Origin of the sequence: Paraburkholderia aromaticivorans, assembly GCF_002278075.1 — a bacterium.
Classification (GTDB): domain Bacteria; phylum Pseudomonadota; class Gammaproteobacteria; order Burkholderiales; family Burkholderiaceae; genus Paraburkholderia; species Paraburkholderia aromaticivorans.
In genome coordinates this window covers 1,624,656-1,635,852 of the sequence record NZ_CP022989.1, presented here as the reverse complement: position 1 = coordinate 1,635,852, position 11,197 = coordinate 1,624,656, and the positions used below count along the sequence as shown (strand labels likewise).

Below are 11,197 nucleotides of genomic sequence, written 5' to 3'. Positions count from 1 at the left end.
GCTTCGTCCTATGCCGTTCGGCCGAATGGACCGGGCTGTGCGTCCAAATTAACATGAGACATCGGATCGGCATCTCGCGCCGATCCGCCCCCGCAGGAACCCCTATGAACGACGCCTTCATCTGCGATGCGATTCGCACCCCAATCGGCCGCTACGGCGGCGCCCTGAAAGATGTCCGCGCCGACGACCTCGGCGCGGTACCGATCAAGGCGTTGATCGAACGCAATCCCGGCGTCGACTGGCGCGCTCTCGACGACGTGATCTACGGCTGCGCCAATCAGGCGGGTGAAGACAACCGCAATGTCGCGCGGATGTCGGCATTGCTGGCCGGCTTGCCCACTGAGGCGCCGGGCGCCACCATCAACCGCCTGTGCGGCTCGGGTATGGACGCGGTCGGTACCGCCGCGCGTGCAATCAAGGCGGGTGAAGCACGCCTGATGATCGCCGGCGGCGTCGAAAGCATGACACGCGCACCGTTCGTCATGGGCAAGGCGGCTAGTGCGTTCTCGCGCCAGGCTGACATTTACGACACGACCATCGGCTGGCGCTTCATCAATCCGCTGATGAAGCGCCAGTACGGCGTCGATTCGATGCCTGAGACCGCGGAGAACGTTGCCGTCGAATTCGGCGTGAGCCGTGCGGATCAGGACGCGTTTGCGCTGGCGAGCCAGCAAAAGGCGGCACGCGCGCAGCAGGACGGAACGCTGGCCGAGGAAATCGTCGGCGTCGACATCGCGCAGAAGAAAGGCGACCCCGTGCGCGTACTGCTCGACGAACACCCGCGCGAAACATCGCTCGAAAGCCTGGGCAAGCTCAAAGGCGTGGTTCGTCCGGACGGCAGCGTGACGGCCGGCAATGCGTCGGGCGTGAACGACGGCGCGTGCGCGCTGTTGCTCGCGAACCAGCAGGCGGCCGACCAATACGGCCTGCGCCGGCGCGCCCGGGTGGTGGGCATGGCGACGGCGGGCGTCGAGCCGCGCATCATGGGTATCGGCCCGGCGCCGGCCACGCAAAAGCTGCTGAAACAACTCGGCATGACGCTAGAACAGCTCGACGTGATCGAGTTGAACGAAGCCTTCGCATCCCAAGGCCTGGCTGTGCTGCGCACGCTCGGTCTGCGCGACGACGACCCGCGCGTCAATCCGAACGGCGGAGCCATTGCACTCGGCCACCCGTTGGGCGCGTCGGGCGCGCGTCTGGTCACGACCGCGCTATACCAGCTGGAGCGGATCAACGGTCGCTTTGCGCTTTGCACGATGTGCATCGGCGTGGGTCAGGGCATCGCGTTGGTTATCGAGCGGCTCTGACACCAACGCCACAGCGCCCAGCGATCAAAGAGACTTTGAGGAGACACCCAATGTCATACGAAGCGATTAGTCTCAACATCGACGCATCGAGCCATGTCGCCGTCATCACCCTGAACCGGCCGGACAAACTCAATAGCTTTACTCGCGCGATGCATCAGGAATTGAGCGCCGCGCTCGACCAGGTCGAAACGTCCGGCGTTCGTGCGCTCGTGCTCACGGGCGCGGGGCGAGGCTTCTGCGCCGGCCAGGATCTGGCCGACCTCGACTTCACGCCAGGCGCCATGACCGATCTGGGTGAGCTGATCGAACAACATTTCAATCCGCTGATTCGCCGCCTGCAGGCATTGCCAATGCCGGTCATCGCCGCGGTGAACGGCACGGCTGCCGGTGCCGGCGCCAATCTCGCCCTCGCCTGCGACCTTGTGCTCGCGGCTCGCTCCGCGAGCTTCATTCAGGCGTTCGTGAAGATCGGTCTCGTGCCCGACTCAGGCGGCACATGGTTCCTGCCGCAGCGTGTCGGCATGGCTCGCGCCATGGGGCTCGCGATGACTGGCGACAAACTCAGCGCGGAAAAAGCCGAAAACTGGGGTTTGATCTGGCAGGTAGTCGATGACGCGGAACTCGCCGGCACCGCGACAAAACTCGCGTCCCAACTCGCGCAGCAACCCACGCGCGCCATCGCCGCAATCAAGCAGGCCATGCGGGCGGGCGCGACGCAAACGCTCGACCAGCAACTCGATCTCGAGCGCGATCTGCAACGCGAACTGGGTGCTTCCCACGACTACGCGGAAGGCGTGCAGGCCTTCGTGGAAAAGCGCGCGCCGCGCTTCGAGGGGCGGTGATATGTCCAGTCGAGCCAACCATCCCAGCCACATGACGCCGGACGAACTCGCCCGCGCGACCGCTGCGGCGATGTACGAGAACGACGCGTGCAGCCGCGCGCTCGGCCTCGAAATCGTCGAAGTGCGCCCCGGATACGCGCGCCTGCGCATGGCAGTGCGCGACGACTTTCTGAACGGCCATCAGATTTGCCATGGCGGCCTCATCTTCACGCTCGCGGACTCGACCTTCGCGTTCGCCTGCAACACGTACAACATCAATACGGTCGCGGCCGGTTGCTCGATCGAGTTCCTGCGGCCCGTGCACGGCGGCGACGTGCTGACGGCGGAAGCCGTCGAGCAGACGTTGAGCGGCCGAACCGGCATTTACGACATTCGCGTGACGAATCGTGCCGAGGAAACCGTCGCGATGTTTCGCGGCAAATCGGCACAGATCAAAGGGACCCTGATTCCAACAGGCGATTGATATTGGCAACTTCGCGGCAACCCCGCGGCAACCATGCTGCAACTCGCGGCGAGCACCCGGCAATTGCGCGATGCCCCGTGACGAAAACCGCGGCAAATTCGCCGCTCAGTGGAGCTCTCGGGCGCCGCATCGTTAAGCAGCAGCCAGCCCCGGCTTTCGCGCACAAGCGCACGTACACCAGACCCAAGCATTGAGGCAGCAAGGAGACATTTCATGACCACCGCCCTTCCGCTCGATCCGATCGAGACCGCCAGCCGCGACGAACTTGCCGCGCTTCAACTTGAACGGCTCAAATGGTCGCTGAACCATGCCTATGAAAACTCGCCGGTTTATCGTCGCAAATTCGATGAAGCCGGCGTTCACCCGAGCGAAGTGAAAAGCCTCGCGGACCTGGCGCGCTTTCCCTTCACCACCAAGAAGGATTTGCGCGACAGCTACCCGTTCGGAATGTTCGCCGTGCCGCAGGATCAGATTTCACGGATTCACGCGTCGTCGGGAACCACGGGCAAGCCGACCGTAGTGGGTTACACCGCGCGCGACATCGATACGTGGGCAAACCTCGTCGCGCGGTCGGTTCGCGCCGCGGGCGCAAGGCGCGGCGACAAGGTTCATGTGAGCTACGGCTATGGTCTGTTCACGGGTGGTCTAGGCGCGCATTACGGTGCCGAGCGCGCGGGGCTCACCGTGATCCCGTTCGGTGGCGGCCAGACCGAAAAGCAGGTGCAGCTGATCCAGGACTTCCGGCCCGACATCATCATGGTGACGCCGAGCTACATGCTCTCGATTGCGGACGAACTCGAGCGTCAAGGCGTGGACCCGGCGAATTGTTCGCTGCGTATCGGTATCTTCGGTGCGGAACCGTGGACCAACGACATGCGCCAGGCGATCGAAAAGCGCATGGGAATCGATGCTGTCGACATCTATGGCCTGTCCGAAGTGATGGGACCCGGTGTCGCGTCGGAGTGCGTGGAAACGAAAGACGGTCCGACCATCTGGGAAGATCATTTCTATCCCGAGATCATCGATCCCGAAACCGGCGAGGTGCTGCCGGACGGCGAACTCGGCGAACTCGTGTTTACCTCGCTGACCAAAGAAGCGCTGCCGATCATCCGTTACCGGACCCGCGACCTGACGCGCCTCCTGCCGGGCAGCGCGCGCACCATGCGCCGGATGGAAAAAATCACCGGCCGCTCGGACGACATGATGATCGTGCGCGGCGTGAATGTGTTCCCGACGCAAATTGAAGAACTGCTGCTCAAGCAGCATGCGCTCGCCCCGCACTATCAGATCGTGCTGACCAAGGAAGGTCCGCTCGACGTGTTGACGTTGAACGTCGAGCCTTGCCCGGAATCGGCGCCGGACACGGCCGCCCTGAACACCGCCAAGCAAGCGTTGGCCTACGACATCAAGGCGCTGATCGGCGTGAGCGCGGTGGTCAACGTGCTGGGTGTGAACGGGATCGAGCGTTCGGTGGGCAAGGCGCGGCGTGTGGTGGACAAGCGCCAGTCGGGTTTGTAACAACGGGACGAAGCGCGCGATGCGGCGGATCCACGCCGCGCCGCGCGCCGCTCACTCTGCTCACACCTCAGGAATTCGGCAGCAGCAACCACATCCGGCCGCCCTGCTTCATCTTGCCCGCCAGGTCGCCGGCGTCGTCGCCGAGGCCCCAGAAGTAATCCGCGCGCACGCCGCCCTTGATTGCGGAACCCGTGTCCTGCGCGAAGACGAGGCGATTCATCGGCGAGTTGGTCAGCGGACGCGTGGTTTGCAAGAACACCGGCGTGCCGAGTGGGATCGCCGCCGGATCGACCGCGATCGAGCGCTCCGGCGTCAGCGGAACGCCCAGCGCGCCGATCGGACCGTCCGCGCCGCCGCCCGGCACGCTTTCGCCGGACGGCATCTCGCGGAAAAACACAAAACGCGGATTCGTATCGAGCAACGCGTCGACGCGGGTGGGATTCGCACGCGCCCACGCCTTGATGCCCTGCATGGTCGCCTGTGCGGGCGTGAGTTCGCCGCGATCCAGCAACCAGCGCCCAATCGACTTGTACGGCTGATTGTTGGTGCCGCCGAAGCCGAGACGCATCACGCTGCCGTCTTCCATCACGATGCGCCCGGAGCCCTGCACCTGCAGGAAGAACGCTTCGATCGGATCGTCGACCCACACGATTTCATTGCCGTTGAGCACACCCGCGCGCTCCAGCTGCGCGCGCGCCGGCAGCGGCGCGCCCGCGCGATAGCCGGATGGCCAACGATACAACGCGGTCTGATACACGCCGTGCCGCGTGCGTGACCCGCGCAACAAGGGCTCGTAGTACCCGGTGACCAGGCCGTCGACGGTGCCGTCGGTATTCGCTAACTGGAAGGGCGTGAAATAGGCTTCAAAGAAAGCCCGCGCACTGGTGACGTCGAGGTCGTCGATTTGCGAGGCTGCGGCGCACGCGCGCGCCCAGTTCGGCTGACGCGCCAACCGCGCGCAGTTTTGCCGCAATGCGGCGGTCGCGCCGATCAGCGAGTCGTCCTGCCAACCCGGCACCTGCTGCCACGCAACGGCCGTCAGCCGCGTCGCGGCAATCTGCCCGGGTATGATCGCGGCACCCGTGGGCGGCGACACGGAGGGCCGGACCGCGCCGCCGCCGCCGCAGGACGCCAGCAACACCGCAACCGAAAGCGCGCCGAGCCATGCTCCGGCCGTGCGGACAAAACGCATACAATGTTCGTTCTTGATGGAAACCGCCATGTCTGATCTGTTCGACGAATACCCGATGCTTATCTTTGCGCTGGAATCGCTCCTCGCGCTCTTCCTGCTCGTCTTTATCGTTGTATGGACGTCGTCCGGCAAGAAGAAAGCGGCGCGCGCCAACGCGAGTGAACAGCAAAAACAACAAAAACCGCAAAGCCCGCAATGAAGCCGCGCGTCGATCCGCGCATCGAGCTTTCTAAAGACCGCTAGCCACGCCCCCGGTTCAATGCAACGTACGCGGCATGCGCAGGATGAATTCCGGCACCGGCGCATCGAAACGCTCGCCGTCCTCGGCCACGCAGAAGTACTCCCCGCGCATGGTGCCGACCGGCGTGGCGATCACCGCCCAACTCGTGTACTCGAAATGCTCGCCCGGTTTGAGCAGCGGCTGATGGCCGACCACGCCCAGGCCCTTCACTTCCTGTACGTTCTTGTCACTGTCCGTGATCACCCAATGGCGCGCGATCAACTGCGCCGGCACCTGGCCGGTGTTACGGATAGTCAGCGTGTATGCGAATGCATACTGGCGGCGCTCCGGGTCCGACTCTTCGGGCAGATATTGCACCTGCGTCGAGACGCTGAATTCGTACTGGCTCATCCTGATTCCGGTCTGCTGAAGCGGGTGTGAAAAATCGCGGGAAAGCCCGAACGTCAATGGTTTGCGGGCACATTGGCAAAGCGGCGCCGATGGTGTTGGCATTCTGCTTGATGCGCGACACGCCCGCAACCGGACAAATCCCTTTGGCCAAGGGCCAGTAAGACGTTTTGTCACGCTCAAAGCTCGAATGGGGGCCGGGCGTGGAGCGGACTCAAAGCGCTGGCGAACCGGAGCACCCGTGCACAACACGGTAAAATGGCGCTTTCCCGCTTGCATCCTCCCCCGCCATGACGCAATTCCGCATCGCTCCAAGCATTCTGTCCGCCGATTTCGCCCGCCTCGGCGAAGAAGTCCGCAATGTTGTCGCCGCCGGCGCCGACTGGATCCACTTCGACGTGATGGACAATCACTATGTGCCGAACCTGACCATCGGCCCGCTCGTCTGCGAAGCGATCCGCCCGCACGTCGACGTGCCGATCGACGTGCATCTGATGGTGCGTCCGGTCGACCGGATCGTGCCAGACTTCGCCAAAGCCGGGGCAAACCTGATCAGCTTTCATCCTGAAGGCTCGGACCATATCGACCGCACGCTGTCGCTGATCCGCGATCACGGCTGCAAGGCCGGCCTGGTGTTCAATCCGGCCACGTCGCTGAATTATCTCGATCACGTGATGGACAAGGTCGATCTCGTGCTGATCATGTCGGTGAATCCGGGCTTCGGCGGCCAATCCTTCATTCCGGAAGCGCTCAACAAGCTGCGCGAAGCGCGCCGGCGCATCAACGCCTACACGGAGCGCACCGGCCGCGAGATTCATCTGGAAGTGGACGGCGGCGTAAAAGTGGACAACATCGCGGAAATCGCGGCGGCCGGCGCGGACACTTTCGTGGCCGGTTCGGCGATTTTCGGCCAGCCCGACCACAAGGTCGTGATCGATAAGATGCGCGCGGCGCTCGCCAACATCCAGCACTGAGCATCCACGCACAACCGGCCCGCACGATGACCACTCCGTTTCCCGCCCCGACTTTCACCGGCCCGCGACTGCAAGCCGCGATCATCGACCTCGACGGCACGATGATCGATACCGCCGACGACTTCACCGCCGGCCTGAACGGCATGCTCGCGCAACTCGACGCGCAGGAGACTTCGCGCGAGGAAGTGGTCGGTTATGTCGGCAAGGGTTCGGAGCATCTGATCCGCAGCGTGCTGGCGCCGCGCTTCGAAACGGAGCATGCGCAAGACCGCTTCGACGAGGCGCTCGCGATCTATCAGGCGGAATACGCAAAAATCAACGGCACGCACACGCGGCTTTACCCCAACGTGGAAGCCGGCCTGATCGCCATGCGCGACGCCGGTCTCAAACTCGCCTGCGTGACCAACAAGCCGCATCGGTTCGCGGTGGAATTGCTGCAGCAATACGGGATCGCCCAGTATTTCAGTGTCGTGCTCGGCGGCGACAGCCTCGCGAAAAAGAAGCCCGATCCGCTGCCCATGCTCACCGCCGCAGCGCAACTCGGCGTCGAGCCGCGGGCCACGGTGGCCATCGGCGATTCGGAAAACGATGCGCTGGCAGGTCGCGCCGCGGGCATGGCCACGCTCACGGTGCCGTACGGCTACAACCACGGCCAAGCTATACAAACGATAAAATCCGATGGTATAGTTGATTCGCTGCTGGACGCCGCCAAGGCGATCGCAGCGCACCATTCCACGACTTGAATAGTCCTTCATCCTCATGTTTCTGAATAAAAAACGGAGTCTGATTAGCATCGACCGGGGAGCCTGGCCCTGGCGTCGCTGGTCGCGCTAACCTCGCCTGAGGTACGCTGAAGCTCGCCTTCGGCGACCGTTTTTTACTTCGCTGCGCTCACGCGTTTTTTCCATCACTTTGTTTCGCTGCATCGGTTGATTCGGCCTGCGTGTACCCGCAAAGTACATCTGTGCGCTGAAATCCCTTGCACGCGTCGATGGGAAACTCGCGCCGGTCGGTATCATCGTGTCGAAACGTCGAACGAACGCCTGACCGGGCGCGCCACGCCCCGCTTTGTCCGACGCAAGCCGCCGGACCACCGTACAGGATCGGAACATGACCGAACTCGAATTCCAGTCCCTCGCCAACGAGGGTTTCAACCGCATCCCGCTGATCGCCGAAGCGCTCGCCGACCTCGAAACGCCGCTCTCGTTGTACCTGAAGCTCGCGCAGAGCGAGCGCAACGGCGCCAACTCGTTCCTGCTGGAATCGGTGGTGGGCGGCGAACGTTTCGGCCGCTATTCGTTCATCGGCCTGCCGGCGCGCACGCTGCTGCGCACCCGCAACGGCGTGTCGGAAGTGGTGCGCGACGGCAAGGTCGTCGAAACGCACGAGGGCGACCCGCTCGAGTTCATCCAGCAATTCCAGGGGCGTTTCAAAGTGGCGCAACGCCCCGGTCTGCCGCGTTTCGCGGGCGGTCTGGCCGGCTATTTTGGCTACGACGCGGTGCGCTACATCGAAAAGAAGCTTGCGCACACGGCGCCGAAAGACGACCTGAATCTGCCCGACATCCAATTGCTGCTGACCGAAGAGGTCGCGGTGATCGACAACCTCGCGGGCAAGCTCTACCTCGTGATCTACGCCGACCCGACCCAGCCCGAGGCGTACACGAAAGCCAAACAGCGTCTGCGTGAGTTGCGCCAGCGCTTGCGCACCACCGTGCAGCCGCCGGTCACGTCGGCCAGCGTGCGGACCGAAACTTACCGCGAATTCGCGAAAGACGACTATCTGGCGGCCGTGCGCAAGGCGAAGGAATACATCGCGGCCGGCGAACTGATGCAGGTGCAGGTCGGCCAGCGCCTGATCAAGCCGTACCGCGACAATCCGCTCTCGCTGTATCGCGCGCTGCGCTCGCTGAATCCGTCGCCGTATATGTACTACTACAACTTCGGCGACTTCCACGTGGTGGGGGCATCGCCGGAAATTCTGGTGCGCCAGGAAAAGCGCGGCGAGGATCGCATCGTCACGATCCGGCCGCTCGCCGGCACGCGTCCGCGCGGCAACACGCCGGAACGCGACGCGGAACTCGCGACCGAACTGCTGAATGACCCGAAGGAAATCGCCGAACACGTCATGCTGATCGACCTCGCGCGTAACGACGTGGGCCGCATCGCGCAGATCGGCTCGGTGGTCGTCACCGACAAGATGGTGATCGAGAAGTACTCGCACGTGCAGCACATCGTGAGTTCGGTCGAAGGCAAGCTGAAGCCCGGCACCACCAATTTCGACGTGCTGCGGGCCACCTTCCCGGCCGGCACGCTGTCCGGCGCGCCGAAGGTCCGCGCGATGGAACTGATCGACGAACTGGAACCCGTGAAGCGCGGCCTGTACGGCGGTGCTGTCGGCTACCTGTCGTTCACGGGCGAAATGGATCTGGCCATCACGATCCGCACCGGCGTGATCGCGAACGGCAATCTGTACGTGCAGGCGGCAGCGGGTGTAGTCGCGGATTCGGTGCCGGAATCCGAATGGCAAGAGACCGAGAACAAGGCACGCGCGGTGTTGCGCGCCGCCGAACAGGTTCAAGACGGCCTCGATAGCGACTTCTGACCGGAGACACACCATGCTGCTCATGATCGACAACTACGACTCGTTCACCTACAACCTGGTGCAATACTTCGGCGAACTCGGCGAAGACGTGCGCACCTTTCGGAACGACGAAATCACGCTGGACGAAATCGCAAAGCTCAACCCGGAGCGCATTTGCCTGTCGCCCGGCCCGAGCAACCCGCAACATGCCGGCATCACGCTCGACGTACTGCGCGAATTCGCCGGCAAGACGCCGATTCTCGGCGTGTGTCTCGGCCATCAGGCAATCGGCGAGGCGTTCGGCGGGCGCGTGGTGCGCGCGCAAACCATCATGCACGGCAAGGTCAGCACCATCGAAACCGATTGCAAAGGCGTGTTTGCCGACCTGCCGAAGCATTTCGTCGTGACGCGCTATCACTCGCTCGCGATCGAACGCGAATCGCTGCCCGACTGTCTCGAAGTGTCCGCCTGGACCGAAGACGGCGAGATCATGGGCGTGCGTCACAAGGAACTGGCGGTGGAAGGTGTGCAGTTCCACCCGGAATCGATCCTGTCCGAACACGGCCACGCGCTGCTTGAAAACTTCCTGAAGCAATCGAAATCGGCCGGCGCCCCGACGCCCACCCGCAACGCTTGATGAACCGAGACGACATCATGACGATTACGCCCCAGGAAGCGCTGCAACGGACCATCGAGCACCGCGAGATTTTCCACGACGAAATGCTGCACCTGATGCGGCTCATCATGCGCGGCGAACTCTCGCCCGTGATGGCGGCCGCGATCATCACCGGCTTGCGCGTCAAAAAAGAGACCATCGGCGAAATCACGGCAGCCGCCACGGTGATGCGTGAATTCGCCCGGCACGTCGACGTGCCGGACAACTCGAACTTCGTCGATATCGTCGGCACCGGCGGCGACGGCTCACAGACCTTCAACATCTCCACGGCAACCATGTTCGTGTCGGCCGCGGCGGGCGCCAAGGTCGCGAAACACGGCGGCCGCGGCGTGTCGAGCAAGTCGGGCAGCGCGGACGTACTCGAAGCGCTCGGCGTGAATATCGATCTGCAGCCGGAACAGGTGGCGGCTTCGATTGCGGAAACCGGCATGGGTTTCATGTTCGCGCCGAACCATCATCCGGCCATGAAGAACATCGCGCCGGTGCGCCGTGAGCTCGGCGTGCGGACCATCTTCAACATTCTCGGGCCGCTGACCAATCCGGCCGGCGCGCCCAACCAGCTGATGGGCGTGTTCCACGGCGACCTCGTCGGCATTCAGGTGCGCGTGATGCAGCGCCTCGGCGCGAAGCACGTGCTGGTGGTGTACGGCATGGACGGCATGGACGAAGTCTCGCTCGGCGCGGCAACGCAAGTCGGCGAGTTGCGCGACGGCCAGGTCCACGAATATGAAATCCATCCGGAAGATTTCGGCATGCAGATGGTGTCGAACCGCTCGCTGAAAGTGGCCGACGCCACCGAATCCAAAGCGATGCTGCTCGAAGCGCTCGACAACAAACCGGGCGTGGCCCGCGAAATCGTCACGCTGAACGCGGGCACGGCGCTCTATTCGGCGAACGTGGCCTCGTCGATTGCGGACGGCATCCAGTTGGCGCGCGAAGCGATCGCGAGCGGCAAGGCGCGGTCGAAAGTCGACGAGCTGGTCCGCTTTACCCAGCAATTCAAGCAGTAATCAC

12 protein-coding genes are annotated in these 11,197 nt (G+C 63.5%); 10 read left to right on the top strand and 2 right to left on the bottom strand.

Features of this window, described 5'->3' with window-relative positions:
- Window positions 1-104 precede the first annotated feature (104 nt).
- The 4 genes from pcaF (at window position 105) to paaK (ending at window position 4,130) form a co-directional block, all read left to right on the top strand.
- A complete protein-coding gene (gene pcaF / locus CJU94_RS07505; RefSeq protein ID WP_095418152.1) occupies window positions 105-1,307 on the top strand; it encodes a 3-oxoadipyl-CoA thiolase in 1,203 nt (400 codons plus the stop codon).
- Window positions 1,308-1,357: 50 nt separating this feature from the next.
- Entirely contained in the window at window positions 1,358-2,149 is a 792-nt protein-coding gene (paaG, locus tag CJU94_RS07500; protein ID WP_095418151.1) for a 2-(1,2-epoxy-1,2-dihydrophenyl)acetyl-CoA isomerase PaaG, read from the top strand.
- Window position 2,150: 1 nt separating this feature from the next.
- The gene (gene paaI, locus CJU94_RS07495; RefSeq protein ID WP_095418150.1) at window positions 2,151-2,612 is read left to right on the top strand and encodes a hydroxyphenylacetyl-CoA thioesterase PaaI; all 462 of its coding nucleotides are present in this window, start codon (window positions 2,151-2,153) and stop codon (window positions 2,610-2,612) included.
- A 213-nt stretch (window positions 2,613-2,825) separates the two neighbouring features.
- Window positions 2,826-4,130, top strand: coding sequence for a phenylacetate--CoA ligase PaaK (paaK, locus tag CJU94_RS07490; RefSeq protein WP_095418149.1), 1,305 nt, complete (start codon window positions 2,826-2,828; stop codon window positions 4,128-4,130).
- A gap of 67 nt (window positions 4,131-4,197) precedes the next feature.
- Here paaK and mltA read toward each other — a convergent pair whose 3' ends face one another.
- Window positions 4,198-5,322 (bottom strand): murein transglycosylase A, encoded by a 1,125-nt coding sequence (mltA, locus tag CJU94_RS07485; RefSeq protein WP_095418148.1) that lies wholly within the window; start codon window positions 5,320-5,322, stop codon window positions 4,198-4,200.
- 28 nt (window positions 5,323-5,350) lie between these two features.
- Here mltA and CJU94_RS41355 point away from each other — a divergent pair, with 28 nt between their 5' ends.
- Window positions 5,351-5,521, top strand: coding sequence for a hypothetical protein (locus CJU94_RS41355; protein WP_167397520.1), 171 nt, complete (start codon window positions 5,351-5,353; stop codon window positions 5,519-5,521).
- A 57-nt stretch (window positions 5,522-5,578) separates the two neighbouring features.
- Here CJU94_RS41355 and apaG read toward each other — a convergent pair whose 3' ends face one another.
- Window positions 5,579-5,953: a Co2+/Mg2+ efflux protein ApaG gene (gene apaG / locus CJU94_RS07475; RefSeq protein ID WP_007180283.1), complete on the bottom strand. Its 375-nt coding sequence runs from the start codon at window positions 5,951-5,953 to the stop codon at window positions 5,579-5,581.
- A gap of 287 nt (window positions 5,954-6,240) precedes the next feature.
- On the opposite strand from apaG, the gene rpe reads away from it, so the two are divergent.
- From rpe to trpD, 5 genes are all read left to right on the top strand, one after another.
- Window positions 6,241-6,924 carry a ribulose-phosphate 3-epimerase gene (gene rpe, locus CJU94_RS07470; RefSeq protein WP_095418146.1) on the top strand — a complete coding sequence of 228 codons (684 nt, stop codon included), beginning with the start codon at window positions 6,241-6,243 and terminating at the stop codon, window positions 6,922-6,924.
- Window positions 6,925-6,950: 26 nt separating this feature from the next.
- On the top strand, window positions 6,951-7,667 hold the full coding sequence (locus tag CJU94_RS07465; RefSeq protein WP_095418145.1) for a phosphoglycolate phosphatase: 717 nt from the start codon (window positions 6,951-6,953) through the stop codon (window positions 7,665-7,667).
- A 367-nt stretch (window positions 7,668-8,034) separates the two neighbouring features.
- Window positions 8,035-9,528, top strand: coding sequence for an anthranilate synthase component I (trpE, locus tag CJU94_RS07460; RefSeq protein ID WP_091798732.1), 1,494 nt, complete (start codon window positions 8,035-8,037; stop codon window positions 9,526-9,528).
- Window positions 9,529-9,541: 13 nt separating this feature from the next.
- Entirely contained in the window at window positions 9,542-10,144 is a 603-nt protein-coding gene (locus CJU94_RS07455; protein WP_095418144.1) for an aminodeoxychorismate/anthranilate synthase component II, read from the top strand.
- A gap of 17 nt (window positions 10,145-10,161) precedes the next feature.
- Window positions 10,162-11,193 (top strand): anthranilate phosphoribosyltransferase, encoded by a 1,032-nt coding sequence (gene trpD / locus CJU94_RS07450; RefSeq protein WP_095420252.1) that lies wholly within the window; start codon window positions 10,162-10,164, stop codon window positions 11,191-11,193.
- Window positions 11,194-11,197: the final 4 nt, after the last annotated feature.

Bases quoted from the DNA above. Each gene is read 5' to 3' on its own strand.
- CJU94_RS07465 (WP_095418145.1), top strand. From the start codon at position 6,951: ATGACCACTCCGTTTCCCGCCCCGACTTTCACCGGCCCGCGACTGCAA.
- pcaF (WP_095418152.1), top strand. From the start codon at position 105: ATGAACGACGCCTTCATCTGCGATGCGATTCGCACCCCAATCGGCCGC.
- trpD (WP_095420252.1), top strand. From the start codon at position 10,162: ATGACGATTACGCCCCAGGAAGCGCTGCAACGGACCATCGAGCACCGC.
- apaG (WP_007180283.1), bottom strand. From the start codon at position 5,953: ATGAGCCAGTACGAATTCAGCGTCTCGACGCAGGTGCAATATCTGCCC.
- mltA (WP_095418148.1), bottom strand. From the start codon at position 5,322: ATGCGTTTTGTCCGCACGGCCGGAGCATGGCTCGGCGCGCTTTCGGTT.
- trpE (WP_091798732.1), top strand. From the start codon at position 8,035: ATGACCGAACTCGAATTCCAGTCCCTCGCCAACGAGGGTTTCAACCGC.
- rpe (WP_095418146.1), top strand. From the start codon at position 6,241: ATGACGCAATTCCGCATCGCTCCAAGCATTCTGTCCGCCGATTTCGCC.
- paaK (WP_095418149.1), top strand. From the start codon at position 2,826: ATGACCACCGCCCTTCCGCTCGATCCGATCGAGACCGCCAGCCGCGAC.
- paaI (WP_095418150.1), top strand. From the start codon at position 2,151: ATGTCCAGTCGAGCCAACCATCCCAGCCACATGACGCCGGACGAACTC.
- paaG (WP_095418151.1), top strand. From the start codon at position 1,358: ATGTCATACGAAGCGATTAGTCTCAACATCGACGCATCGAGCCATGTC.
- CJU94_RS41355 (WP_167397520.1), top strand. From the start codon at position 5,351: ATGTCTGATCTGTTCGACGAATACCCGATGCTTATCTTTGCGCTGGAA.
- CJU94_RS07455 (WP_095418144.1), top strand. From the start codon at position 9,542: ATGCTGCTCATGATCGACAACTACGACTCGTTCACCTACAACCTGGTG.